This window comes from Streptomyces sp. NPDC101132 (assembly GCF_044759225.1).
In the GTDB taxonomy this organism is placed as follows: domain Bacteria; phylum Actinomycetota; class Actinomycetes; order Streptomycetales; family Streptomycetaceae; genus Streptomyces.
On the sequence record NZ_JBIVYX010000017.1, the window covers coordinates 18,635 to 44,336 of the forward strand.

The 25,702-nt window shown below is 75.1% G+C and carries 21 protein-coding genes; 5 read left to right on the forward strand and 16 right to left on the reverse strand.

Annotated features, from left to right (window positions below; all coding sequences use genetic code 11):
* Position 1: 1 nt before the first annotated feature.
* Complete coding sequence (locus ACIQUR_RS30485) at positions 2-2,407, forward strand: bifunctional polysaccharide deacetylase/glycosyltransferase family 2 protein (RefSeq protein WP_403671169.1); 2,406 nt, start codon at positions 2-4, stop codon at positions 2,405-2,407.
* A gap of 399 nt (positions 2,408-2,806) precedes the next feature.
* On the opposite strand, the gene ACIQUR_RS30490 is transcribed toward ACIQUR_RS30485, so the two are convergent.
* From ACIQUR_RS30490 to ACIQUR_RS30515, 6 genes are read right to left on the reverse strand one after another with little or no spacing between them, the layout of a single operon-like run.
* Entirely contained in the window at positions 2,807-3,538 is a 732-nt protein-coding gene (locus ACIQUR_RS30490; RefSeq protein WP_403671172.1) for a hypothetical protein, read from the reverse strand.
* A 48-nt stretch (positions 3,539-3,586) separates the two neighbouring features.
* Positions 3,587-4,483, reverse strand: a complete 897-nt coding sequence (locus ACIQUR_RS30495; RefSeq protein WP_403671174.1) for an STM4011 family radical SAM protein — start codon at positions 4,481-4,483, stop codon at positions 3,587-3,589.
* Positions 4,484-4,488: 5 nt separating this feature from the next.
* Complete coding sequence (locus ACIQUR_RS30500; protein ID WP_403671177.1) at positions 4,489-5,925, reverse strand: STM4012 family radical SAM protein; 1,437 nt, start codon at positions 5,923-5,925, stop codon at positions 4,489-4,491.
* Positions 5,922-6,728 carry an STM4013/SEN3800 family hydrolase gene (locus ACIQUR_RS30505; protein ID WP_403671509.1) on the reverse strand — a complete coding sequence of 269 codons (807 nt, stop codon included), beginning with the start codon at positions 6,726-6,728 and terminating at the stop codon, positions 5,922-5,924. Before ACIQUR_RS30505 ends, ACIQUR_RS30500 begins: the two co-directional genes overlap by 4 nt.
* Before the next feature lie 22 nt (positions 6,729-6,750).
* Positions 6,751-7,884, reverse strand: coding sequence for an STM4014 family protein (locus tag ACIQUR_RS30510; protein WP_403671180.1), 1,134 nt, complete (start codon positions 7,882-7,884; stop codon positions 6,751-6,753).
* 11 nt (positions 7,885-7,895) lie between these two features.
* Positions 7,896-8,858, reverse strand: a complete 963-nt coding sequence (locus tag ACIQUR_RS30515; RefSeq protein ID WP_403671183.1) for an STM4015 family protein — start codon at positions 8,856-8,858, stop codon at positions 7,896-7,898.
* Positions 8,859-9,062: 204 nt separating this feature from the next.
* Between ACIQUR_RS30515 and ACIQUR_RS30520 the strand changes: the two genes are divergently transcribed.
* Entirely contained in the window at positions 9,063-9,389 is a 327-nt protein-coding gene (locus ACIQUR_RS30520) for a hypothetical protein (RefSeq protein WP_403671186.1), read from the forward strand.
* Positions 9,390-9,469: 80 nt separating this feature from the next.
* Entirely contained in the window at positions 9,470-10,600 is a 1,131-nt protein-coding gene (locus ACIQUR_RS30525; protein WP_403671189.1) for a DUF6745 domain-containing protein, read from the forward strand.
* A gap of 19 nt (positions 10,601-10,619) precedes the next feature.
* Here the strand turns inward: ACIQUR_RS30525 and ACIQUR_RS30530 are convergent, their stop codons facing one another.
* On the reverse strand, positions 10,620-11,021 hold the full coding sequence (locus tag ACIQUR_RS30530; protein WP_403671191.1) for a DUF1992 domain-containing protein: 402 nt from the start codon (positions 11,019-11,021) through the stop codon (positions 10,620-10,622).
* Between the two features lie 108 nt (positions 11,022-11,129).
* On the opposite strand from ACIQUR_RS30530, the gene ACIQUR_RS30535 reads away from it, so the two are divergent.
* Positions 11,130-11,639, forward strand: a complete 510-nt coding sequence (locus ACIQUR_RS30535; RefSeq protein ID WP_403671194.1) for an O-acetyl-ADP-ribose deacetylase — start codon at positions 11,130-11,132, stop codon at positions 11,637-11,639.
* A 9-nt stretch (positions 11,640-11,648) separates the two neighbouring features.
* Here ACIQUR_RS30535 and ACIQUR_RS30540 read toward each other — a convergent pair whose 3' ends face one another.
* On the reverse strand, positions 11,649-12,917 hold the full coding sequence (locus ACIQUR_RS30540) for a hypothetical protein (RefSeq protein ID WP_403671197.1): 1,269 nt from the start codon (positions 12,915-12,917) through the stop codon (positions 11,649-11,651).
* Between the two features lie 233 nt (positions 12,918-13,150).
* The gene (locus tag ACIQUR_RS30545) at positions 13,151-13,390 is read right to left on the reverse strand and encodes a chaplin (protein ID WP_403671200.1); all 240 of its coding nucleotides are present in this window, start codon (positions 13,388-13,390) and stop codon (positions 13,151-13,153) included.
* 325 nt (positions 13,391-13,715) lie between these two features.
* Between ACIQUR_RS30545 and ACIQUR_RS30550 the strand changes: the two genes are divergently transcribed.
* Positions 13,716-14,966, forward strand: coding sequence for a serine hydrolase domain-containing protein (locus ACIQUR_RS30550; protein ID WP_403671203.1), 1,251 nt, complete (start codon positions 13,716-13,718; stop codon positions 14,964-14,966).
* A gap of 86 nt (positions 14,967-15,052) precedes the next feature.
* On the opposite strand, the gene ACIQUR_RS30555 is transcribed toward ACIQUR_RS30550, so the two are convergent.
* From ACIQUR_RS30555 to ACIQUR_RS30585, 7 genes are all read right to left on the reverse strand, one after another.
* Positions 15,053-15,961, reverse strand: a complete 909-nt coding sequence (locus ACIQUR_RS30555; protein WP_403671206.1) for an aminoglycoside phosphotransferase family protein — start codon at positions 15,959-15,961, stop codon at positions 15,053-15,055.
* A 420-nt stretch (positions 15,962-16,381) separates the two neighbouring features.
* On the reverse strand, positions 16,382-19,447 hold the full coding sequence (locus ACIQUR_RS30560; protein ID WP_403671209.1) for an FG-GAP-like repeat-containing protein: 3,066 nt from the start codon (positions 19,445-19,447) through the stop codon (positions 16,382-16,384).
* A 193-nt stretch (positions 19,448-19,640) separates the two neighbouring features.
* Positions 19,641-20,639 carry a LacI family DNA-binding transcriptional regulator gene (locus ACIQUR_RS30565; RefSeq protein WP_403671212.1) on the reverse strand — a complete coding sequence of 333 codons (999 nt, stop codon included), beginning with the start codon at positions 20,637-20,639 and terminating at the stop codon, positions 19,641-19,643.
* Positions 20,636-22,453 carry a glycoside hydrolase family 36 protein gene (locus ACIQUR_RS30570; protein WP_403671214.1) on the reverse strand — a complete coding sequence of 606 codons (1,818 nt, stop codon included), beginning with the start codon at positions 22,451-22,453 and terminating at the stop codon, positions 20,636-20,638. The genes ACIQUR_RS30565 and ACIQUR_RS30570 overlap by 4 nt, the downstream gene beginning before the upstream one ends.
* Before the next feature lie 3 nt (positions 22,454-22,456).
* Positions 22,457-23,329, reverse strand: coding sequence for a carbohydrate ABC transporter permease (locus ACIQUR_RS30575; protein WP_403671217.1), 873 nt, complete (start codon positions 23,327-23,329; stop codon positions 22,457-22,459).
* Positions 23,326-24,264 carry a carbohydrate ABC transporter permease gene (locus ACIQUR_RS30580; protein WP_403671219.1) on the reverse strand — a complete coding sequence of 313 codons (939 nt, stop codon included), beginning with the start codon at positions 24,262-24,264 and terminating at the stop codon, positions 23,326-23,328. The genes ACIQUR_RS30575 and ACIQUR_RS30580 overlap by 4 nt, the downstream gene beginning before the upstream one ends.
* Positions 24,261-25,601: an ABC transporter substrate-binding protein gene (locus ACIQUR_RS30585; RefSeq protein WP_403671222.1), complete on the reverse strand. Its 1,341-nt coding sequence runs from the start codon at positions 25,599-25,601 to the stop codon at positions 24,261-24,263. The genes ACIQUR_RS30580 and ACIQUR_RS30585 overlap by 4 nt, the downstream gene beginning before the upstream one ends.
* Positions 25,602-25,702: the final 101 nt, after the last annotated feature.

Consider the following 25,702-nt stretch of genomic DNA (forward strand, 5'->3'; position numbering starts at 1 on the left):
CTTGGCCACCACCACCCGCCGGCGGGCCCGCGACCGGCACTCCGGCGTCCGCGACGTCCCCGTTCGCGCGCACTGGATCCTGCTGACCACCCTCGTGCTCACCCTCTCGGCGGCGCTGCTCCTCCAGGGCTACACCCAGCACCTGTTCGACCGCACCCCCGACGCGGCCCCCCGCGAGCCCGCGACGGCCGCCTCCGTGCCCGCCGCGGTCGGCTCCGGCGGGCCGGTCGTCGAGGGCGCCTCCGCCCGCACCACCGCCCCGGCGGCCCGCACGGTCTCCCTGACCTTCGACGACGGCCCGGACCCGGTCTGGACCCCGAAGGTCCTCGACGTGCTGCGGCGGCACGGGGTGCACGCCACCTTCTTCACCGTCGGCACCCGAGTCGCCGAGCACCCCGGCCTGGCCCGCCGCATCGTCGCGGAGGGGCACCAGATCGGCCTGCACGGCTTCACCCACACCGACCTCGGCGCGGCCTCCCCCTGGCGGCGCACGCTCGAACTGCGCCAGAACCAGCTGGTGGTCGCCGGCGCCACCGGGATCACCACCCCGCTGCTGCGGCCGCCCTACTCCGCCTCGAACCGGGCGCTCACCGACGCCGACTGGGACGCCGTCGCCCAGGCCGGGCACGAGGGCTACCTCACGGTGCTGACCACGCGGGACAGCCAGGACTGGCGGCGACCGGGCGTGGACCGGATCGTCTCGAACGCCACCCCCTCGGGCCGGGCCGGCCAGATCGTGCTGCTGCACGACGCGGGCGGCGACCGGGCGCAGACCGTCGCCGCGCTCGACCTGCTGGTCCCCCGGCTGCAGAAGGCAGGGTGGCGGTTCACCACGGTCGGCGAGGCCGTCTCCCTGCCGCGGGCGGAACGGCCCGCCACCACCGCGTACGCATGGCAGGGCTCCGCGCTGATCGCCGCGCTGCGGACCAGTGACCGGGTGCTGGAGGGGCTGTCCTGGCTGCTGTGGGCGGCCGGTGCGATCAGCGCGCTCCGCGCGGTCGCGGTGTTCGTCGCCGCGCGGCGGCACAGGCGGGTGCGCCGGAAGCCCTGGGGGCCGCCGGTCACCGAGCCGGTGAGCGTGATCGTCCCGGCGTACAACGAGAGCGCGGGGATCGAGGCAGCCGTCCGCTCGCTGCTGGCCTCCGACCATCCGGTCGAGGTGATCGTCGTGGACGACGGTTCGACCGACGGCACGGCGGACGTCGTCGAGGCGCTGCGACTGCCCGGCGTACGGGTCGTCCGGCAGGAGAACGCCGGCAAGCCGGCCGCCCTCAACACCGGCATCGCCGCCGCCTCCTGCGACCTGCTCGTCATGGTCGACGGGGACACCGTCTTCGAGCCCGACGCCGTCCGGATGATCGTCCAGCCCTTCGCGGACCCGCGCGTGGGTGCCGTGTCGGGCAACGCCAAGGTGGTCAACCGGGGCGGCCTGCTGGGGCGCTGGCAGCACATCGAGTACGTGGTGGGCTTCAACCTCGACCGCCGTCTGTTCGACCTGGCGGAGTGCATGCCCACCGTGCCGGGTGCCGTGGGTGCCTTCCGGCGCGACGCGCTGCGGCGGGTGGGCGGGGTCAGCGGGCTCACGCTGGCCGAGGACACCGACCTGACCATGGCGCTGTGCCGGGACGGCTGGCGGGTCGTGTACGAGGAGCGGGCCAGGGCCTGGACCGAGGCGCCGGCCTCGTTGGGCGCCCTGTGGAGGCAGCGCTACCGCTGGTGCTACGGCACCCTGCAGGCCATGTGGAAGCACCGGGGGGCGCTGGTGCAGCGCGGGCAGGCGGGCAAGCTGGGGCGGCGCGGGCTGGTGTACCTGCTGATGTTCCAGGTGCTGCTGCCGCTGCTCGCGCCGGTCGTGGACGTGTTCGCGGTGTACGGGCTGGTGTTCCTCGATCCGGTGCGGATCGTGGGGCTGTGGACGGCGTTCCTGATGCTCCAGGTGCTGATGGGGCTGTACGCGTTCCGGCTGGACGGTGAGCGGCCGGGGCCGCTGTGGAGCCTGCCGCTCCAGCAGTTCGTCTACCGCCAGCTGATGTACCTGGTCGTGATCCAGTCGGTCTTCACCGCGATCGCGGGCTCGCGGCTGCGGTGGCAGCGGATGGAGCGCTACGGCAGCCTCGCGGTGCCGGTGGCCGCGCCGGCGGAGGCGCCGCCCGGACCGGTGCCGGTGGCCGCGCACGCGTACGAGGCCCCGCCGGCGCACGGGTACGGGCCGGGGTACGGGGCCCAGGGCTCCCCGGAGGCCGGCTTCGACGGGGTGTACGGCGGGCAGCCGGCGCCGCGCCACGGCTATGATCCCGGGCCCTCACCGGCGTACCGGCCCCGGGAGGCCCCGTACCCGGCGACGCCGCGGGGCCACGTCCGGCCCTCGGAGGGGCCGGTGCGGGACCGGCGGGGCGAGCGCGGCTGACGCCCGCGGGCCGGCCTGCGGTTTCCGTGCCCCGGCCGGCCCGAGATGTGGTCCCGGGCCGGCCGGGGGACGATGGCAGAGGCCGGCCGGTGCGCGTACGAGCGGTCCGCGGCCGGCCGGTCTGCCGGCGCACGGACGACGGGCCCGCGGATGACCGGCCCCGGATCACGGGCCCCGGAATACGGGCCCCGGATGACCGGCACACGGTGACGGCCCGCGGGTGGCCGGCGCACGGGTCCGGGAGGCGGGTGACGGCATGGACGAGTCACGCCAGGCGTGGTTCATGGTGATCGGGGTCGTCGCCGTGATCCTCGCGGACCTCGCGGCGATCATCCTGATGAACGTCCTCTGACGCGGGACGACCCGCCGACGGCGCGTACCGCGTGTCCCTCCGCGGTCCTACGCGTGGACGGCGTACGTCCCCACCACGGCGCCCGCGACTCCGGCGAGCGCCACGGCGGCCGAGGCCGCCGCCAGGAGCCGGTCGCGCCCGGTGGGACGTACCGGCGGCAGGCCGGGCAGCGCGGGCGCGGCGACCGCCGGGTGCGCCGCGGCCGCGAGTCCCCCGCGCCACCGCGCGACCCGGAGCCGGCCGGCTAGCACGATCGCGGGCAGCCGCGCGAACAGGGCCACGCCGCCCAGCGCCCAGACCGGGAGACCGAGGGCGGCGGCGTTGAGGAGCAGCACGGCGAGGACCGCCGACCCGGCGAGGTCCGATCCGTAGGGCGAGCGGGCGAGCGGCACCAGAGGGGCCGCCCAGGGGCGCGCCAGTTCGCCGAGGCCCGCGGCGAGCACCGCCCGTCGCGCGTCGTCCGGACGGAGGGCGGCCTGCGCCCGGGCGGTTTCCGCGGCGCGGCGCGGGTCGCCCGCGGCGAGGGCGTCGCGGAGGTCGTGCCGCTGGACGGCGCGGGCGCGCGCCAGCCCGGCGTTGTGGTGCGGCGCGGCGGCCACCGCCGCCACCCGGCGGGCCTGCGCCGACCTGGGGGCGAGTGCCGTGAGCCGCTTCAGCAGCGCCGGTCCGCGGTCGCTGCGCGCGGGGCGGTCCGCGCGGATGGTGCGCAGGCACAGTTCCGCGTAGCCGGCGAGCAGGTCCGGGTCGTCGGGGAAGTCCGCCAGGGCGCGCCGGAACACCTTCTCGGCACGGTCGTCGTGGTCGTATCACCTGCCAATCGGAGTTCGTCAATCCGCGTGGGGACGTACCCGGGTCAACGGGACGAAGGGGCGGGGTCCGGTGGGGGTGGCGGGGACGCGTTCGAGGACGCCGCCCGCGAAGACGTCGTAGAGGGGGAGGGTCTCGAGGTGGACGTAGCCGATGTGGCAGTCGCAGGTGGTCAGGGGGCAGGGGCGGGGGGCGAGGGCGGCGCGGTACGAGCCGTCGTAGAGGTTGCCGAGCGCATCCCGGACGAAGTGGCAGCGGCGGACCGTGCCCTCCCCGTCCACCGAGACCACCGACGCGCCGGTGCGGCACGGCAGTCCGGCCGAGCGGTGCGGGTGCCGGCTGTACGGGAAGAGCGGGTCGAGGGCGGTCCAGTCGTCCGCCTCGGCGTCGGTGTAGGTGTGGCCCTCGGCCGCGTTGGCCCAGAGGTAGACGTGGGCGGGCAGGTCGGCGCGCAGCCGCCGGGCGTGCGGCAGGTTCTCGGGCAGCCCCACGATCCCGACGCTGTGCCGGATGCCGCTCTCGGCGAGGTCGCGGACCTTGGCGAGGAAGCGGTCGTACGGGGTCTGGCCCGGGTGGTAGGTGCACCAGAGGGCGACGGTGGCCGGGTCCGCGTCGGCGAGCCAGTCGGTGCGGCAGCTGAGGTTGGTCTGGATGGCGACGCGCGCGATGTGCGGCTGGTGGGACAGGTCGACGAGGGCGCGGCGGTACCAGGAGCGGACCAGGCCCTCGCCCCACGGGGTGAAGAGGACCGACAGCCGGTCGTCCCGCTGCTCCGCCGCCCAGGCGGTGAACCGCTCCAGCGCGGCGCGGTCGGCGCGCAGTTGCCCGGAGGTGTCCCGGCGCTTGGCGAAGGGGCAGTAGGGGCAGTCGTAGTCGCAGGAGGCGAGCGGGCCGCGGTAGAGGATCGTCAGGTCCACGGCGGCTACTTCGGGTCGTAGGCGGCCATGGCGGCGCGTACGGCGGGCGAGAAGAGGGCGGGGCCGAGGGCGTCGGAGTGGGCCAGCCCCTCCGGGGTGAGGCGCAGGAGGGGGCCGGTGCCGCCGGCCGGGTCCGTGGTCTCCGCCAGCCAGCCGCGGGCGGCGAAGGCGGCCAGTTCGGCCGGGAAGTCCTCGTGCGGACCGGTGCCGAAGCGGTCGCGGTAGTCCGCGAGCGGCATGCCGCGGGCCTGGAGGAGGGACTGCAGGAGGTGGCGGCGGCGCGCTTCGGTGCCGTCGACGTACCGGCCGTGCACGGCGTGGCCGAAGTCGGTGGTGGCCGTGTAGTCGTCGATGATGGCCCGGATCTCCCCCATGTCGACGGCGTAGTCGAAGGAGTAGTGGAGGGCCGAGGTGTACGAGCGGGCGCCGCAGCCGAGGCCGATCATGCCGTCGGTCTGGCAGGCGTGGTCGTCGGGACCCTGCGGGGCGGCGCCGGGGCTGCGGAACATCCGCATGGACACCTGTTCGTAGCCCTGGGCGAGGAGGTGGTCGCGGCCCTGGCGGTAGAGGGCCAGGCGCTGTTCGTCCCATTCCCGGTCGGTGTGCGCGGTGCGCCGGGCGAGGCCGGTGAGCGGGCGGACGTACAGCGGGTAGAGGTACAGCTCCTCCGGCTGCCAGGCGAGGGCGGCGTCCAGCGAGGTGCGCCAGGTGGCGGGTGTCTGGCCGTCGATGCCGTAGATGAGGTCGATGTTGAGGACCGGTATGCGGGCGTCGCGGATCCGGCCGAGCGCGGCCTCGACGTCGGCGCGGCGCTGCGGGCGCACCGCGGCCCGGGCCTCGTCGTCGACGAAGCTCTGGACGCCGATGCTGACGCGGGTGGCGCCGCGGTCGGCGAGGACGGCGAGCCGGTCGGCGGTCGCGGTGGCGGGCGAGGTCTCGACGGAGAGGGGTACGGCGCGCAGGTCGGCGCCCATGCGGTGTTCCGCGATGTCGCAGAGCCGGGTGAGTTCGGCGGCGGTGAGGAAGGTGGGCGTGCCGCCGCCGAAGGCGGCGTTGGCGAACCGGACCGGGCCGTCGTCGCCGAGGGCCTCCCGGACGGCGGCGGCCTGGCGGTCGAGCGCGTCGAGGTACCGGCCGGCGAGCCCGTCGGGGGCGCCGATGCGGGTGAAGAGGTTGCAGAAGCCGCAGCGGACCTCGCAGAACGGTATGTGCAGGTAGAGCGAGAGTGCCTGCTTGTCCTCGCCCCGCCAGAGGTCGCGCAGGGCGGGCCGCTCGGGGAGCGGGCGGTACGCGGTCTTGTGCGGGTAGGCGTAGACGTAGCTCTGGTACGGGCGGACGGGGCCGGCGGTGTCCTCCGCCGTACGGGTCGCGGCCGCGGTGGGCGTCTCGGCTGCGGTGGGCGTCTCGGCCGCGGCGGGCGTCTCGGTCGCGGGGGGCGTCATGCGGAGTGCTCCAGGAAGAAGTGGGCGTACGGCACGGTCCAGACGGCCTCGTGGGCGAGCCGGTGGCCGGTGTAGCCGTCGTCGCCGTAGGTGGTGCCGTGGTCGGAGCAGACGATGGCGAAGCAGCGCCGCCGGGAGCCCATCGCGGCGAAGAGCCGGCCGATGTGGCGGTCGACGTACTCCAGGGCGGCGGCGTGCGTGGCGCGGCTGTCGCCGGCCTCACAGGTCGCGCCGGGCGTGTGGAACCAGTTGGGCTGGTGCAGCGCGGAGACGTTGAGGAAGAGGAACAGCCGCTGCTCCTCGGGGAGCGAGCCGACGATCCGCTCGGCCCGGGCGACCTGCGCCTCGAAGGAGGTGGGGGACGCCACGCCGAACTCCGGCTCCCAGTGGCTCTCCTGGAACATGCCGGGGAGCACGTCCCCGAGGGCGCCCTGCTTGTTGAAGAAGCCGACGCCGCCGACGCACACCGTGCGGTAGCCGGCCGCGGCGAGGCCGGAGACCAGGTCGGGCGTGTCGAAGACCCAGGTGCGTCCGGCGGTGGTCTCGCTGCCGGCGAAGCGGGCCGCGAACAGCCGTGGGTGCGGGCCGGGCGCGGCGGGGGTGGGCAGGAAGCCGGCGAACATCGCCTGGTGGGAGGCGTAGGTGAAGCTGCCGGGGGCGTGCCGCCGTTCCCAGGCGCCGCCGGGCAGGTGGCGGGCGAGGTTCGGGAGGCGTCCGGCGGCGGCCAGTTCGGCGGCCACGTCGTACCGGAGGGTGTCGAGGGTGAGCAGGAGGAGGTCGTCGCGGCCGACGACCTCGTTCATGTCCGGCCCCTCCGGGGCGTTCTCAGGCTGGTGCACGGTGGTTCCTCGGGTGGTGGTGCAGGGGTGCGCGCTCGCGCGCGTACGACGGTGCGGCGGCGACCTGGGCGGCGTACGTGTCGAGGCCCTCGGCACCGCTGCCGGGCAGGCCGGTGAGGCCGGGCAGCAGGTCCCCGAAGGCGTTGACCTCGGCGACCGCGAACCGCCGCCAGCCGACGGCCGGCAGCAGGTCGACGCCGACGCAGACGGTGCGGGGGAAGCAGGCCGCGGCCCGCTCGCAGATGCGCAGGGCGTCGGCCCAGCGGGGCCCGGCCGCCTCGACCACCGCGGCGAGGTCGCCGCGCAGTCCGCCGAGGTGGAGGTTGGTCATGGGTGACCGGCTGGTGCGGACCACGGCGTGGGTGGCCCGGCCGGCCACCACGACGACGCGCAGGTCCGCCGTACGGCCGGCCAGGGAGGCCTTGGGCCACCAGCGTTCGACGTGCAGCCCGTCCGGGGCGAGGGCGTCGACGAGGGCGGCGGTCTCGCGTTCGCTGGTGATGCGGCGCACCCGCAGCGAGTTGTGGAGGCTGCCGTCCTCGGTGGTCTCGACGGCGGTGGTGGCGCGGATGCGGCCGCGTCCCGCCGTCTCGACCGCGACGATGCCGGAGGCGGAGGAGCCGTGGGCGAGCTTGACGAACACGCGCGGCATCGCGTGGGCGTCCATGAGGGCGCGCACGTCGTCCCAGCCGCGGACGGGTGTCCGGCCGCCCGAGGTGGGTGAGCGGGGTACGGGCACCCCGGCCGCGTCGAGGACGTGGTGGCAGAGCCGCTTGTCGAAGAGGACGGCCAGCTCGTCCGGGTCGTCGAGGCGCACGCCGCCGGTCAGGGACCGTACGGCCGCGGTGAACCCGGCGTACCACCGGGCGCCGCCCTCCACGCGGGTGGGGTCGTCGAGTCCGCGCAGGATCCGGTCGACCTCGGGGTTCTCCCCCGGCGAGTCGAGGCGTACGAGCTCGTCGGGCCCGAACACGGCACCGCCCGCGCGCAGGACGGCGGTCCAGGGCACGACGCGGGGCGCGGGCAGCCCGGCGTCGTGCAGGGCCTGGCCGAAGAGGGCGACGCGGCGGTTCTCCGGGTTGCCGACGACCGCCCAGCGCGGGGGCGTGTGCTGTGTCATGGCCGTGGTGGCTATTCGCCCACGGCGACGAACCGCCAGACGCGGCCGTCCCATTCGTCCTCGTCGGCGTGGCCGCGGTCGAGGTCGAGCCGGACGCCGGCGCCTGCCAGGGTGTCGCGGAAGCGCTGCTTCAGCGGGTCGCTGAGGTAGTTGTGGTGGAGGTCGAGGGAGGTGAGGTGGGTGAGGGGCTGGCCGCCGAGGAGGGCGGTGCCGCCCTGGTCGGTGAGGACGCCCATGGAGAGGTCGAGGTGCGCCAGCCGGGCGACGACGGGCGCGGCGGCCATGGCGGCGGCGATCTCGTCCTGGATGTCGCTGTTGCGCAGGGCCAGGTGCCGGAGCGCGGGCAGGCGGTCGCCCGCCATGATGGGCTCCACGTCGGTCAGGACGCAGTCCCCGCCGTAGTTGTCCGTGCCGAGCCAGAGGTCGAGGTGCTCCAGGGCGGGCAGGCTGCTGGCCGCGACGTTCCGGACGGCGGCGGCGGGCATGCCGCCGGTCTGGACGGTGAGGGAGCGCAGCCGCCCGTGCGTGAACGGCGGGATGACGAGGCCGCTGCCGCCGCGGACGCCGAACTCCTCCAGTTCGGGGAACCCGTCGAGCAGCGGGCCGACGTCGCCCTGGTTGATCCAGCTGATCTCGCACTCCTCGGACTCCATGTCCCCGAGGAACAGCGCCCGCAGGGCGGGCAGCCGGTCCCGGGCGGCGAGGAGGGCCTCGACGATGTCGCCGGGGCCCCGGTCGTACGCCTCCTCCCAGGCGCCGACGACCAGGGACTTGACGCGGGTGGTGTCGACGGCCGCGGTGAAGCGGGCGAAGGCCGCGGGCCAGCTCTCGGTGGCGTCGTAGGGGTTGGAGGAGATCCGCCAGGCGACGGCGTCGGCCTCGGGCAGCGCGGCGAGGCCCTTCAGGTCCTCGGCTTCCGGGAAGTCGAACACGGGCAGTCCGTACGACTCCCGCAGATGCCTCGCGTAACTCATGGTCCCCGCCGTTCCTCTTCGGTCCCGGACGCCTCGTCCGACGTGCCTGCAAGTTGTAGCAAGCGGCGCTGACAACGGCCGCGGCAGGGGCGGTTCCGGCGGGGTTCCCGGGCTCCCCGGCCGCGGACGGCCCGTTGTCAGACCCCGGCCGTACGTTGTGTGAACGGCACGGCGCAGGGGGCGACGTGCGGGAAGGGGACACGTATGTACCGGCAGGGGGACGTGCTGATCGTGCCGCTCGCGGGGGCCGCGGTGCCCGCGCACGCGGCGGACGCGCAGGAGGAGCCGAGGGACGGGCGCGGGCGGCTGGTACTGGCGCTGGGCGAGGTGACCGGTCACGCGCACGCGGTGCTCGGGCCGGGCCGACTGGTGCGGGAGCCGGGCCCGTTCGGGCCGATGCTGCTCCATCTCCCGGACGGCGGGCGGGTGGTGCACGAGGAGCACGCCGCGATCCCGCTGCCGAAAGGCTGGTACCGGGTGGTGCGGCAGCGGGAGTACGTGCCGGGCGCGGTCCGCGTCGTGGCGGACTGACGCGTCGTACGTGGCGGACGGCACCGGGGACTGAAGGATCCACGGGCCGAAGGACTGAGGGGGCGAGCAGGGTGAAGGCGATGACGCACGTACGAAGGGACGGGGCCGAGGTGGACGGGGCCGAGGTGGACGGGGTGCCGGGAGTGGGGACGGGGACCGGAGCGCCGTCGGGGACGACGGGGGCGGGTGACCGGCCGGCGGACGCGTGGCGGGCGGTCGCGGCCGCCACCGGGCCGGCGGACCGGGCGGCTGCGGAGGCGGGGGTGCGGCTCGCGTACCGGACGGCCGGACTCGCCGAGCCCGCCCGGATCGTGTGGGCCGACTCGCCGCGCGCCGCGCTGGTGCTGCTCGGCGCCCCGGACGGCGCCTGGGGCGCGCAGGCGCGCGGGCGGAGCGTACGGGACCAGGTCCGCAGCGCGCCCTGGGCGGCCGAGCGTGCCCGGCTCAACGAGGCGCTGGGGCCCCGGGGGTGGAGCCGGCGGTGGGCGCTGACCGGGGCCCGCCTGTGGGAGAACACCGAGCGGCTGGCCGACCGGATCCGCACCGGCCTGGTCGAGGAGCTGACGGAGGGTCCCGCGGAGGAGGCGGAGGTCCGGCTGCTGCTCCTGGACGCCGTCCTGGGCCAGCACGACGCGGCCTGGCTGAGCGCGTACGACACGACCCGCGGCACGCCCCTGGAGGGGGTCGCGGCGGTGGCCACGGCCGCGGGCTGGTGGTGGCCGTACGAGCGGCTGGCCGTGGTCTGCGAGCGGCCGGTGGAGCTGCACCGGGACGAGGCCGGCCGCCTGGACCGCGGCGACGGACCCGCCCTCGCCTTCCCGGACGGCTTCGCCCTGTACGCGTGGCGCGGCATGCCGGTGCCCGCCGACCTGCTGTCCGGCCTGGCCACCCTGACGCCCGAGCGGATCCGGGAGGAGGAGAACGCGGAGCTGCGCCGGGTGATGCTGGAGCACTACGGCTACCAGCGGTACCTGGACGAGTCGGGGGCCGAGCCGGTGCACCGGGACGGGACGGGGGTGCTGTGGCGGATCCCCCTGCCGGACGACGAGGACGTGGTGATGGTGGAGGTGGTCAACTCCACGCCCGAGCCCGACGGTACGAGCCGCACGTACTGGCTGCGCGTACCGCCGGACACCCTGACCGCACGGCAGGGGGTGGCGTGGACGTTCGGTCTGGACGCGGCGGAGTACGCCCCGGCCCGGGAAACCTGAGCCGGGGTCCGCGGCGGGCTCAGCCGGGGTGCGCGGCGCGCCACTCCCGGACCATGGCCTCGACGTCGAAGGGGCGGAGGTTCAGGGGCGGTCCCGGGGGCGGCATCCGGACCGCCGCGGCGATCTTCTCGTTGACGGCGGTGAGGATCTCCCGGACGCGGGCCTCGGTCCTGGCCCCGGCGATCTCCTCCACCGCGTCCTCGGCCTCCTTGCGCAGGGCCAGCGCGGGCGGCAGCACGGAGACGCCCTCCCGGTGGAGCTTGCCCTTGACCCACCAGAGTTCGTCGTAGGGGGCCGTGTCGTCGGCCAGGGGCTTGCCGAAGCCGGCCAGTTCCTTGAAGTCGCCGCGCTCCGTGGCCTCGCGGATCTGCTTGTCCACGAACGACTCGAAGCTGACACCCGGTGGTTTTCGCTCGGTCATGCCTCCAGCCTACGGAACCCGCCGGGCTCCCGGCCCGCCGGGTAGGCTCGGGCACCCGGGCGCGGGCCCGGGCAGCGACCCCGGGGGACGGACCCCGAGGGAGGGACGATGACGAAGCTGACGCTGGTGCGGGGCGACATCACGGAACAGCAGGTGGACGCCGTGGTCAATGCCGCGAACTCCTCGCTGCTCGGCGGCGGGGGCGTGGACGGCGCCATCCACCGCCGGGGCGGCCCGGAGATCCTCGCCGCCTGCCGCGACCTCCGGGCCTCCCACTACGGCAAGGGCCTGCCCACCGGCCGGGCCGTGGCCACCACCGCCGGGAAGCTCCCGGCCCGCTGGGTGATCCACACGGTCGGCCCGGTCTGGTCCCGCGAGGAGGACCGCTCCGCCCTGCTGGCCTCCTGCTACCGCGAGTCACTGCGCGTCGCGGACGAGCTGGGCGCGCGTACGGTCGCCTTTCCCGCGATCTCCACGGGCGTCTACGGCTGGCCCCTGGACGACGGCGCCCGCATCGCCGTCGAGACGGTGCGGGCCACGCCGACCTCGGTGGAGGAGGTCCGCTTCGTGCTCTTCGGCGAGCCGGCCTACGAGGCCTTCGCCGCCCAGGTGCCGTGAGCCGGCCGGTCAGCCGGTCGCGATGCGGGCTCCGTAGGACGTGAGGGCGCCGATCACGTCGGCGTAGTAGAAGCGCCAGGCGCAGCGGCGGCTCGCGCTCTCCGGGGTGCCCTGGCACGCGGCCTGCGTGTTGAGGTCGATGGCGGTGTTGGTGCCCTTGGCGATGACGCGCTCGGGGTGGTCCGGCCAGTCGAGTTCGAAGACGGGCCCGCCGCTGTCGCCGTTGCCGACCGCCGCGACGCGGTCGACCTGCTCGGCGCGGACCACCGGGCCCACGCTGTAGCCGATGTTGATCCACTGGCCGGTGGCCTTGACCTGGATGTTGCAGACGGCGCCCGAGTACGCGCCCGAGTCGCAGAGCCAGTCCCCGGTGTAGCTGCGCCGGGCTCCGGCCACCGGCTTGGAGAACTCGCCGGTGCCGACCCCGCCGTCGTAGATGCGGCCCGCCGAGGTGGCGTTGACCAGCAGCGTGTCGCGGGTCTTGTTGGTGCCGGAGACCGTGCCCATGGTGGTGCCGCCGCCGGTGCGGGCGGTCGCGCCGTCGTCGGCGCAGTGGCCCGCGGACAGCATGGCCGAGGTGCCGGTGCCGGTGATCACGGCGAAGCCGGTGGAGCAGCCGTTCCAGCGGGCGCCGCCCCAGTACGGCGAGGTGTCGGCGCCGCGCGAGGCGGGTGCGGGGCGCTCGGCCGTCCGCCGCAGGGGCACCGAGGCGGTCGGGCCGTCCGCGGCCGCGGTGCCGGCGGTGGCCACGGTGAGGCCGCTGCCGTCGGCGTTCGGGGCGACCGAGAGCACCCCCGGCTGCCGGATGAGCCGGGCCGCCTCGGCCTGGAGGGCGCGTTCGGTGTGGGCGGCGGGCAGCACCCGTACGGGCACGCTGCGCCGGATGTCGGCGACCAGGCTCCGTACCGGGGAGGGCAGCGCTCCCTTCCAGTACAGGCGCAGTTCGCGGTTCTCGGGTGCGGTGACGATGCCGGCGTAGCCCTCCGCCCGGGTGGCGGTGATGCGGTCGGCGGCGGCGTCCAGCTTCTTCTGCAGGGCCATCAGGTCGGCCCAGGACGCGAAGCCCCCGGGCACGGGGCCGGTGTGCGCGGTGGTGGCGGCGGCCCGGGCGGCGGGCGCGGGTGCTGCCACCGGCCCGCCCTGTGCGGCGGCGGTGCCGGCCACGAGTGACGCGGTGAGCGCTCCGGCGCCGAGTGCGGCGGCCAGCCTCCGGCGCGCGGCGGTGCGGCCGGCCGGACCGGCGCCGCCGGTGCGGGTGGTGCGTATGCGGTGGTTCATGTGCCCCCCTGTCGTTGCCCGTTGATCGGGACGGGCTCATGCTCGGGCGGGGGGCGTCCCGGGCACATGGGGCGGTGGTCCCGTCGTCGGGGGACTTCGCGGGGGCTCGTGTTCGCAAGCCGCGGACGCGGTGGTCCGCGGGGGGGGTGAACGAGGCCGCGCCCGGGTGCGGGGGCACCCGGGCGCGGCGCGCCGGCGTCACCCGCGGGCTGCGGGCGGGCCGGAGCGGTGCGTCAGGCGTTGACGCAGACGTTGCCCGCGGCCGGGTTGAGCAGGCCGATGACGTTGATCGAGTTGCCGCACACGTTCAGCTGGGCGTGGACGGGGATCTGGACCACGTTGCCCGAGAGGACGCCGGGCGAGCCGTACGCGATGCCCTCGGCGATGGAGTCGGCGGACGCGGCGCCCGCGCCGCCGAGGACGAGGGCGGCGGCGGCCAGCACACCGGCGGCGATGGTCGTACGAATGCGCATGGGGTTTGCTCCTAGCGTGGGGAACTGCTCCACCACCTGCGTGGGGAACGGCCTCCGCCACCCTGGCCCCTGACGGACCGGCCACCCTTCAGCGCCACGGCCGGGACACGCGAGGCCACACGATCGGGTGGGCCCGGCCGGCCCAGTACGTGCTCCGCCGCGGGCGCCGCCCGGAACCCGCCGAAGCGGAAGGAACCCGTCCGCCCCGGTACCCCTCATGATCAGTGGACCCCTGGGGACCGGCGCGCAGTGCCCGGCACCCCCGGTCCGGCCGCCCCGCGCGGGCGGCCCTGTCGACCCGTAACGATCAAGTCGAGGAACCAACGTGTCCCTGTCGCCGCATCGACGCCTGACCGTGAGCACCACCCTGCTCGCCGCTCTGGTGGGCGGTCTCGTGCCCGCCGCCGGCGCGTACGCCGCCCCCGCCCCCGCCACCCCCGCCGCCGCCCCGCGGACCACCACCCCGGCGCCCGACCTGGACGGGGTCGTCGCGGCGCTCAACTCCGCGATGGCCAACGGCGCGCCGGGCGCGCTCGCCCGCTTCACCGGCCCCGACGGTGCGAAGAGCCGCGCCGTGGGCGTCCGCGACCGTGTCAGCGGTGCCGCGATGGACGCCAAGGCGCGCTTCCGCATCGGCAGCGTGACGAAGACCTTCTCCTCGGTGGTGCTGCTGCAGCTGGTGCAGGAGAAGAAGCTGGAGCTGGACGCCCCGGTCAACAGCTACCTGCCCGGACTGCTGCCGGACGACCGGATCACCGTGCGCCACCTGATGACCCACCGCAGCGGTCTGGCGGACTACACGGAGAAGATGTTCGCCCAGACGGTCCCGGGCTTCGAGGCCGTCCGGAACCGCCAGTTCAGCTACCAGGAGCTGGTGGACCTGTCGCTGGCCGAGCCGCGTACGACCCAGCCCGGCGTCGCGTACAAGTACTCGAACACCAACTTCGTGGTGGTCGGCATGCTCATCGAGAAGCTGACCGGGAACCCGGTCGCCAAGGAGTACGACCGCCGCATCATCAAGAAGCTCGGCCTGCGCAACACCTCGTACGTGCACCCGCAGACGGAGATCAAGGGCCTGCACGCCCGCGGCTACCTGCACCCCGACGAGGCGGGCGCGCCGCTGGTCGACTCCACCGAGCAGACGGTGTCCTGGGGCCAGTCGGCCGGCGCGATGATCTCCAACGCCGCCGACCTGAACACCTTCGTGAAGTCGCTGCTGGGCGGCAAGCTGCTGAAGCCGGAGATGCTCGACGCCATGACCACGGTCACGCCGACCGACGCCACGAACACCCGTCACTACGGGCTCGGGCTGCGCCGGTACGACCTGTCGTGCGGCACGTCGGTGTACGGCCACACCGGCACCGTGCAGGGCTTCTACACGTACGCGTTCGCGACCAAGGACGGCAAGCGCAGCCTGGCCGCGATGGCCAACACCTCGAACCGGGGCGTGGCCAACACGGCCCTGGGCGGCGTGCTGGAGCCGGCGTTCTGCGGCAAGAAGGCCCCGACGGCCCGGTCCGCCGCGCGCGGGTTCTCGGTGAACCCGGCCGAGGCGGACCTGCCCGAGCGCCGCTGATCCCGGCCCGCTGACGGCGTGCGCGTCCCCGGCCCGGTCCGGGCCGGGGACGCGCACGTCCCGCATCGCCGCGGTCCCGCGCGGGGTCAGGCCCCGCCGAGGACCGCGCGGATGACGTGGCGTGCGTTGCCGGCCATGTGCGCGTTCGCGCCCCGGTGGTACGGCAGGGCGATGACGGCCTGGGAGAGGGCGCGGCCGCGGCCGCGGCGCCAGGTGGCGTCGTCCACGCCGAGGGAGTCGCGGAACACCTCGCGCGCCCCGGCCGGGAGCAGGTTCCAGGCGGGGAAGAGGTCGCAGGCCGGGTCTCCGACGCCGGTGCAGCCGAAGTCGATCACCGAGGTCAGCCGGCCCGCGGAGACCAGCAGGTTGCCCGGCATCAGGTCGGCGTGCAGCCAGACCGGCGGCCCGTCCCAGGCCGGTGCGGCCAGGGCGTCCTCCCAGACGGCGAGCAGGCCGTCGCAGTCCACGCCCTCCTCCGGGATCGTCCGCAGTTCCTCGACGGCCCCCCTGGTGGCGGCGTCGAGCGAGGTGAGCGGTCCGCCCCGGTACGCCGGCGGAGCGTCCGGCAGGCCGACGCCGCGCATCGCCGTGACGAAGGCCGCGAGGTCGCGGGCCAGCGGTTCCGGCGCGTCGAGGGCCCCGGCCTCGGGGTTCGCGCCGGCCAGCCACCCGTACACGGACCAGGGCCAGGGGTAGCCCTCCGCCGGGCGGCCGGCACCGAGCACCTCGGGGACGGGCGTGGGCAGCAGCGGCGCGAGGCGCGGCAGCCAGCGCCGTTCCAGCCCCACGTCCCCGGCACCGCCCTCGGTCAGCGGCAGCCGTACGACCATGCGGTCGCCGAGCCGGAACATGGCGTTGACCGTCCCGCCGGAGGGGATCCGGGTCACCGGGAGTCCGGCCCACTCGGGGAACTGCCGGGCGACCAGCCGCCGTACGAGGTCCTCGCCGACGTCCTGGCCGCCGGGGGCCGCGGGTCCTGCATCCGTGGGGATCATGAGGATCATGTGACCGGCGGCGGCGGACCGGGGTCAACCGCTTTTCCGGCCCGGCCGCCCGCGCGCCGACGGGCCGCCCTTGCTCACCCCGAGCGCGGCGGCCGGCGTCTCGACCCTGACCGCGGCCCCGACGACCTCGCCCGCCTGGTGGCCCAGTTCGCCGACGGCACCGGCGAGCCGGTCCGGGCACCGGTCACGCGCTTCCTGTTCGCCGCCCGCTGGAAGCTCGGCGCGTGGTTCGGCTGGGACGGCCAGGAGAGCGGCGTCGGGGGACGGATGACCAGCCTGCGGGACCGGCTGCCCGAGGACCTCCGGGCCGGGAACAGGGGCCCCGACCTGCGCGCGGTCCCGTTCACCTCGGTCTACCAGACGGATCGGGGGTGGCACCCCGCGGGAGCGTGGGTTGCCACCCTCGCCGTCCTAGTACAGGCCGGCGTAGACCTGCCAGCCGGTGGCGATCCGGACGCGGGAGCCGAAGGTGCCCTTGCCGGTGCCCGCGTAGCGCCAGACGACGCCCGCGGTGTCGCGGGCGATCAGGTCCGCCCGGCCGTCGCCGGTCAGGTCGCCGACGCCGGCCAGGGCGTTGTACGCCGTGCCCCAGTTGTCGGCCAGCTTCACGGGCGCGGCGAACCTCCCGCCGCCCAGGCCGCTCATCCGCCACAGCTCGTTGCCCGTGTCGTGCAGGACCAGGTCGCCGTGTCCGTCGCCGTTGAGGTCGCCGGCACCGGTGATCCGCTTGTAGCCCTTGTACGCGCCCGGGACCTGCGTCCGGGCCGCGAACACGCCGTCGGCGTTGCGTGCGTACAGGTACAGGGCGCCCGTGGCGGCGTTCCGGGCGACCAGGTCGCCGCGCCCGTCGCCGGTCACGTCACCGGGCGAGGTCAGCACGTCGTACTGGTTCCAGCCGGTGCCGATGAGCTTGTTGGCGGTGGACGGGGTGACCGCCTTGCCGCAGGAGGGGGTGTACCGGCGCAGCTCGCCGGCCGGGTTGCGGACCAGCAGGTCGTTGCACCGGTCGCCGTTCATGTCCTTGATCGGTACGGGGCGGATCCCGGCGGGCCAGCCGGAGCCGGTGGCGGTGCCGTTGAACGCGCCCTTCCCGTCGCCGTACACGAAGCGGAGGCCGCCGGTGGTGGTGTGGGCGAGGACGTCGCCGATGCCGTCGGGTTCGCCCTCGTAGTTGCCGTAGTCGTGCGGGGCGGCTCCGCCGCCGGAGATCCTGCCGGTGCCCGACGTGACGGTGACGGCCGACGTCGTCCCGTACGGGACCGCCCTGAGGGTCCAGCGGTAGCCGCCGTTGGGGGCGGGGGCCCCGGTGGCGGTCTTCAGGTTCCAGTCCACCGCGAGGCGGCCGGGGGTCGCGCCTCCCGCAAAGGTCCGCAGGGGCGTGCCGGCCAGGTCCGTGAGGGTCATGGTCCAGGAGGTCACCGGGCGGCTGAGCAGGAACTCCCAGGCGTAGGATCTGGGGTCGAAGCCGCTCTCCGTCACCGTGAGCGGCGACGGGGCGATGCCGGCCGGCCGTACGTGGACCTTCTCGTCGGCGTCGACCCAGGCCACCAGGTTGGTGAACTCGTCGACGGCCCAGCGCACGCGGCGGTCCACGGCCGGCCCCTTGACCGGCACGCCGGTGGCGAGGGTACGGCTGGTACCGGTCCGCGCGTCGGTCAGGACGAGGGCCTTGGCGGTGTGGTCGTGGCGCACGGTGAAGCCGTCGCCGAGCAGCACGTCGCCGGCCGGTACGGCCTTCGCGGTCTTGGCGACGGTGTCGAAGACGCCGGCGGGGCCGGTGCTGCCGCAGCTCCAGTACAGCCAGCGGCCTCGGGCCTGGAGCTCCTTGGGCACGCAGGGGGCGCCGGTCTCCACGGTGACCGGGCTGCCCGTGGGCGTGCTCCGCCTCTCCAGGCGGCCTGCCGTGGAGGTGGCACTCCACAGGACACCGGCGTCGAGCGCGGCGGTCCGGACGGAACGCTTGAGCAGGTGGCGGCCGAACTCGGCCACGTACTGGGCCGGGGCCGCCCCGCCCGAGTTGAAGAGGACGTACCCGTCGGAGACGTCGACGAGCGAACCGCCGGTGGTCTCGGCGAACTCCAGGTACGCCCTGCTGTCGAGGGCCATGACCCGGTCCCGCTCGCCCTCCACGTCCGCGCGGTACTGGACCACGTCGCCGCCGGAGCCCGCGTTGCCCCACAGCGGGGTGCAGTTCACCGAGGACACCGGGCAGGGGCCGTCGGTCTCCGTGCCCGCGGTACGGGCCGAGGCCGTCAGGCCGGCGGTGGGCGAGCTGCCGATCTTCCAGACGCTGGTGCGGTCGGTGGCGGTGCTGTTGTGGTCCTCGGCCACCCGCAGCAGGCCGCGGCTGATCGCGATGCCGGTCTTGCGGTAGCCGGGGCCCGGCACCTGCGCCAACTTCGCCGGCAGCGGAGTGCCGTCGGCGGCCCTGCCGATGCGCTGCACCCACCAGTCCGCGGCGTTGGTGCCGCCGACCGCGAGGACGCGCCCGTCGGGGGTGGGGACGAGGGCGGTCAGGGCAGCGGGGAGGACGGTGCGCTCGGCGCCGCCGGCGACCGGGGCGGCGTACAGGGCCTCGTACTCGCCGTGGATCAGCACCCGGTCGCCGAGCAGGGCGGCGGACTTCGGCCGGTACAGCTCGCTGTTCTCCTCCTCGAAGGAGGCCGTCCTGGCGGGGCCGGTCAGGGCCGTGCGCCCCTTGGTGACCAGGTAGGGGCCGTCCAGCAGGCCGGCCCGCGTGCCGTCGAGCAGGGGCATCGCCTCCTCCGTCGCGTCGAAGGCGTCGGTGAGGACGGCGGAGGCGAAGTCGACGTACCCGGCGCGGGTGTCGTCGGCCCCGCCCTCCTCGCTGACCCGGTACTTCAGCAGCGCGCCCGCCGTGTCACCCGCGCCGCCGGGCCATACGTACACGCTGACGGTCTCGCCCTGCGGCAGGCCCGTGACGGTACGGTCGCGCCGCTCGCCGGACGGGAAGTCGGTCAGCACCACGGCGGAGGTGGAGAGGTCCTGCGTGATCACCGTGGAGCCGAACGTGCCCACGTACTCCCGGCCCTGGAGGTCGACCGTGACGGGCGCGGAGCCGTCGGGGCGCCAGAGGGTCAGGCTCTCGGGGGCGTCGTCGTTCGGCAGGGCGACCAGGTCGGCGCCCTGGCCGTACCAGCCCGGGGAGGGGCTGGCCGGCACGGGGGCGGTCGCCGGGAGCGGTACGCCGACGAGGTCGGCGTACCGGGTCCAGACCGGGGCGCCGGCGCCCGGCGGGACGTGCAGGAAGCCGGAGGTGCCGGAGGCGAGCAGCCGGTCGACACCGGGTTCCGCGTTCGGATCGGGCGCGTCCAGGACGAGCTCGGTGACCGGCGGCACGGCGGTCGCGGCGGCGGCCGCCGTACCGGGGCCGGCGAACGAGGCGCTGGTGGCGGCCAGCAGGCCGAGCGCGAGCAGCGCCGGGACGGCGCGGCGCGCGCGGGTGTGACGGGGCAAGGCGGCCCTCCGGGGCGGATGCGCGGGAGGGCGTGCCGGACCGGGCGCGTGCGCGCCGGACCGCCCGGTGGCCCCCCACTGAGAATGGCCTGATCCTAATCGGACGGTTGGCCGAGACCGCGCGGAGGCCGGGCCGGTGAGTGGATTGACCGCGGGTGGGTGTTTCGCGCCGCGCAGACCGGTCCCGAGGCCCCTACTCCCCCGGGGGCGGCGCCGTCGTGGCGCGGATGACCAGTTCCGGGTCGAAGAGCAGTTCGCCGTCCGGCACCTCGCGGCCGCCGACCAGCGCCAGGACGCTGCGCCCCACCTCCAGCGCGAGGCGGTCGGCGGGCTGGCGGACGGTGGTCAGGGGCGGGTCGGTGAACTCGGTGATGGCGGATCCGTCGTACCCGACCACGGACACGTCCTCGGGTACGGAGCGCCCCTGCCGCCTGATGCCCCGGATCGCGCCGAGGGCCATGTAGTCGCTGGCCGCGACGATGGCGGTGGCGCCCCGGGCCAGCAGCGGGGCGACGGCCGCCTGGCCGCCCTCGACGGAGTACGACTGGCGGATCACCCAGCGCTCGGCGTCCTCGATCCCGCGCCGGGCCATGGCGTCCAGGAAGCCGCGCACCCGGCGGTCGGCGGGGTGGTTGCCGGACGGGCCGGAGGCCATGCCGATGCGCCGGTGCCCGAGCCGGTGGAGGTGGTCGACGGCCAGTTCGGCGGCCAGCACGTCGTCGGTGGAGAACACCGGCGTGGGCACGCCGTCCGCGAAGACGCCGTTGACGCCGACGTACGGGACCCGGCGCTGGCGCAGCATCTCGTACGTGTCGGTGTCCGCGCCCTCCAGGGTGTTGGAGGCGGACAGGAACACGACCGCGGCCACGCCCTTGTCGACCAGCGCGGAGATGAACTCGGGCTCCGGCACCCCGCCGGGGAAGGCCGGGCAGAGGACGGTCTTCAGGCCGTGCGGTGCGAGGGCCGACTCGACGCGCTCGGCCACGTCCGCGAAGAAGGGGTTGGAGACGAAGCCGGTGACCACGGCGACCAGCTGGCCCTGGGTCTGGCGTTCGTACCCCAGCTCGGCCATGGCCTGCTCGACGGCGTCCCGGGTCTTCTTCGACACGCCCTGGCGGCGGTTGATGACCCGGCTGACGGTCGCCTCGCTGACCTGCGCGCGGGCTGCGACGTCGGTGATGCCGACCTTCATCGCGGTCCTTCCGTGATCGTGAGCGACGCCAGTCCGCCGCGTGGCACGGCCAGCGGGCTGGGCCCCTCCGGCAGGACGGCCGGAGCGTCCCCGATCATACGGCCGTCCGGGGCATGGACGACGACCCGTACGGGCACCCCGCCGCCGCGCACGTCCAGCACCAGCCGGTCCCGGTCCGAGCCGTTGACCAGCTCGATCGTCCGGTACGCGGCCAGGTCGACCGGCACCACGAGGTCGCCGTGCACGCTCACCAGGCTCCGGTCCCCCGCCGTGACGCGGACCAGGGGGTACAGGGTGTCGGGACGGCCGGGCTCGACCTCGCCGTCCAGCAGGAGTTCGCGGTTCCGGCGCCACCGGCCGAGCCAGAACGCCACCGCCGCGCGGTGCGCCTCCGGGATCCGGTCCAGCAGCACGGAGACCTGCGGCACGGCGTGGAAGGCGCCGATCAGCTGGCGGGCCACCGCCTCGACGGGCGCGCCGGGCGCCCACATCAGCATGTCGGAGTGGACGGCCCCGCCGACCGCGAGCAGCGCGGTGTCCAGGGTGCGGACCCGGTTGGCGGTGGCGTCGGCCGGGCAGTCGAAGGAGCGGAGCATGGTGCCGTACGGGGTCATCCCGGGGCCGGTGTACGGCTGGCGGAGCTCCAGCAGGACGTCGGGGCGTACGGCGGTGAGGGCGTCCCGCAGTTCGGTGAGCAGGACGGTCATGGCCCGGCCCACGTCCCCGCGGCCGTCGCCCGCGTACACCCGGGCCTCTTCCAGGAAGTCGAGCTTGAGTCCGTCGAGGCCGTGGTCGCGGACCAGTGCGGTGCACACGGCGACGACGTGGCGGCGCACCTCGGGGTGGCGCGGGTCGAGCACCAGCCCGCCGGGCACCCCGGCGGGTGCGGGGGCGTACGGGTCCCAGGAGGCGCGGCCGGGTGCGTCGGTGCCCAGCAGCAGGGGGGCCACCCAGGCGAGGTAGCGCAGGCCGAGGGCCCGTACCCGGGCGACGTGTCCGGTGAAGTCGGGGAACTTGGCGGGGTCGGGCCGCCAGTCGCCGCAGCGCGCGTAGCCGCGGCCGTGGCCGCCGATCTGCCAGCCGTCGTCGAGGATCAGCGCCCCGCAGCCGAGGCGGGCGGCGAGGGCGGCCTGGGTCTCGACGGCGGTGCCGCTGACGTCCTGGTTGAAGGCGTACCAGGTGGAGTAGACGGGTGTGCGGGCTCCGTCGGGGACCGGCATGGGCGGGAAGGCGCGGGCGAACCAGGCCCGCAGGGTGCGCAGGGCGGTGGCGACGGACGGGGCGCGGGGCACCAGCAGAACCCGGTGGGGCGTGCCGGCGGGGGGCAGCGTGAGGTGGACGACGTGGGTGTCGTTCTCCTCGGAGACGCCGAAGCGCAGGGTGGCCTCGGGTACCGGGTCGGCCGCGGCGAAGGTGAGGAGGGTCGCGCCGGAGTGGTCGTACAGGCAGCCGGCGGCGTGCCCGTCGACGAGGGAGACGCGGGAGCGGCCGGCCCAGTCGGCGAGCAGGGTGCGCCGCCAGCCGCCCTGCGGGTGCCAGTAGCCGGCGGCGTCGCCGAGGGGGACGGAGAAGCGGATCTCGACGGGCGCGCCGTCCGCCCGCACCTCCAGCAGGTGCGGCCCGTCCGGGAGTTCGGTCAGGGTCCAGCGGGGCGGGGCGGCGGCGCCGGGTGCCACGACGGCGAGGGAGACCTGGTCGAGCAGCGGGGCGTAGGGGGCGGGCGGCAGCAGGGCGGTGGTGACGGGCTCGGTTTCGTGGAGCCGGGACTGGGACTGGGCGTGGGACTGGGGGTGGGGGTGGGACGGGGACTGCACGGGTCACTCCTTCACGGCGCCGGCGAGCAGGCCGGAGACGAAGTGGCGCTGCAGCGCCAGGAACACGAGGGCCATCGGGATCGCCGCGACGGAGGTGCCGGCGAGGATCGCGCCGTAGTCCGTCTCGTCCAGGCCCTGGAGGGAGGCGAGGGCGACGGGGATGGTGAACGAGGCACCGTCCCGCAGCACGATCAGCGGCCAGACGAAGTCGTTCCACTGGTAGAGGAAGAGGAAGACGGCCAGGGCGGCGAGGGCCGGCCGCATCGGCGGGAGGGCGACGCGCCAGAACAGGCGGAGTTCGCCGCAGCCGTCCATGCGCCCGGAGTCGAGGAGTTCGGCGGGGAGCGCTGCCATGGACTGGCGCATCAGGAAGATGCCGAAGGGCAGGGCGAGGTGGGGCAGGATCACGGCCTGGGGCGTGTCGAGCCAGCGGAGGTCGGCCATCATCGTGAACAGCGGGACCAGGGTGACCTGGGCCGGGACCACGAGACCGAGCATGACCAGCGCGAAGAGGGCGTCGCGGCCCTTGAAGCGGTAGGTGGCGAAGCCGTACCCGGCGAGGGTGCAGACGGCGCCGGCCAGCAGCGTGTAGAGGGTGGCGTTGACCAGGGAGTTGAGGACCACCCGGCCGAAGCCGGCGGCGGTTTCCAGGGCGGCGAGGTTCTCCGCCAGCCGGCCGCCGGGCAGGACGGGCGGCGGGCTGTCGAAGATCTCGCGGGAGCTGTGGGTGGCGGCGACCACGAGCCAGCCGAAGGGCACGGCGACCACGGCGAGGGCGAGGGCGAGGGCGGAGGTCAGCAGGAGGCTGCCGGCGCGGCGGCGGGCCGGGGCGCCGGGGGCGGGACGGCGGGTGGTCGGACGGCGGGTGGTGGTCACGGGCGCTCCCCCAGGACCCGGAACTGGATCAGGCCGAGCAGGCCGATGAGGACGGTGAGGGCGTAGGCGATGGCCGACGCGTAGCCGAAGTCGAAGAACTTGAAGGCGTTCTGGTAGAGGTACACGCCGATGGTGAGTGTGGCGTTGTCGGGGCCGCCGCCGGTCAGCACGTACGGCTCGTCGAAGAGCTGGAGGGTGCCGATGGTGGACAGGACGGCGGTCAGCAGCAGGGCGGGGCGCAGTCCGGGCAGCGTGACGTGCCGGAAGGCGGCCCAGGGGCCCGCCCCGTCGACGGCGGCCGCGTCGTACAGCTCGGCGGGGACGGTCTGGAGCCGGGCGAGCAGGATCACGGCGTTGTAGCCGGTGTAGTGCCAGGTGAGGGCCAGGCCGAGGGAGACACGGGCCCAGAAGGGGTCGGTGAGCCAGGGCACGGGGCCGCCGCCGACGCGTCCGAGCAGCCAGTTGACCAGCCCGTACTCCTGGTTGAGCAGGACCGAGAAGACGATCCCGTAGGCGACCAGCCCGGTGACCATCGGCAGGAAGAAGCCGAGCCGGAAGAGGGCGCGGGCGCGGAGCAGCCGGGAGTCGAGTGCGACGGCGAGTCCGGTGGCGAGGGCGAGCATCACGGGGACCTGGACGGCGAGGATCAGCGCGGTGTTCTTGAGGGCGGTCCAGAAGAGCGGGTCGTGGAGCAGCCGGGTGTAGTTCGCGGCGCCGGCGAACCGCTCGGTGCCGCCGGTGCTGCGGTACAGGCTGAGCAGGAAGGAGCGCCCGATCGGGTACAGCTTGAAGACCGCGAAGAGCAGCAGGGCGGGCAGGACGAAGAGGTACGGGGCGGCGCGCCCGCGGCGGCGCGGCCGGCGGCCCGCGCCCCGGCCCGCGAGGGGTGTGGCGGTGGCGCGGGCGGTGGGTGCGGCGGCGGGTGCGGCGGTCATGAGCGGACCTTGCGGCCCGTCTGCTCGCCGAGCCGGTCGGCCGCCTCCCCCAGCACTTCGGCCGGGTCGGCGCCCTTCAGCAGCACCTTGGTCTGGGCGTCGGTGACGAGCTTGAGGGCGCGGGCGTAGTCGGCGGTGTAGTTGGTGGCGGACTGGGGGGCCTTGAGGGCGGCCAGGAACACCTCGCCCTTCCTCCGGCCGCCGAAGAACGGCGAGGGGGCGTGGAAGACCGGGTCGTCGTACGCCTTCATCAGGGCGGGGGCGATGCCCTTGCCGCGGTAGATCCGCACCTGGGAGGCGGGCCGGGTGAGGACGTGTTCGACGAAGGTCCAGGCGGCCGCCTGGTGCCTGCTGCTGCCGGCGACGGCGAGGTGGGTGGAGTTGACGGTGGCGGCTGTGGGCCCGCCGGGGCGGACGGCCGGGGGCAGGCGTACCCCCCACTTGCCGGCCTCGCCGGGCACCTGCTCCTCGATGATGCCGCCGAACCAGGTGGGCAGGGGCTGGACGGCGTTGGTGCCCTTCTTCAGGGAGCTCATCAGGGCGTTCCAGCCGCCCGCGAGGTCGCTGACGAGGCCGGCGTCGTTCATGGTCTTGATGAGGGTCATGGCGCGGACTGCCTCGGGTGAGCCGAGGGTGATGGTGCCGTCGAGGGCGAAGTAGAAGGCGCCCTGGAGCTGGAGCAGCATCTGGAAGAAGTTGGCGGCGTCCGGCTGGGAGGCTGGCTTGTCGAGGCCGAGGAGGTGGGCGCCGGTCCTGGCCTTGATGCGCTTGCCGGCCTCGATGGTCTCGTCCCAGGTGGTCAGGGCGTCGGCGTCGACGCCGGCGCGCTCGAAGAGGTCGGCGCGGTAGTAGAAGCCGGCCGAGTTCGCCTCCCAGGGGAGGGCATTGACGCGCTTGCCGTCGGGGCTGACGGTCGCCCAGAGGCCCTGGGCGAAGGCGTCCTCGTGGGCGGTGGCGCCGAGCGGGGCGAGGTCGGCGAGGCCGCCGGGGAACTTCTCCACGTAGCCGGGCAGGTAGTCCACGCCGATGTGGAGCACGTCGGCCAGGCCCTGGCCGCCGGCCGCGAGCGCCGTGGTGATCTTGTCCCAGATGGCGGGGTTGCCGATGTCCTCGACGGTGACCCGGATGTCCGGGAACCGCTTGTTGAACTCCGGTACCAGGGCTTTGAGTTCGGCGGCCGGCCCCTGCCAGGACCAGACCGTGATGGCACCCTTGCCGGGCTCCCCCGCCCGGCCGCCGCCGGCGTCGCCGCCACTGCCCGAGCAGGCGGTGAGCACGGGCAGGGCGGCGGCGAGGCCGCCGCCCATCCGCAGCACGCTTCGACGGTTCAACTCCATGTCGGGCCACTCCTGTTCGCCACGGCGGTCGTGCACTGACGGCCGGAACTCAACCACGCCGGTTGAGCTACTTACAAGACTTCATTGAAAGTTTTCAGTTC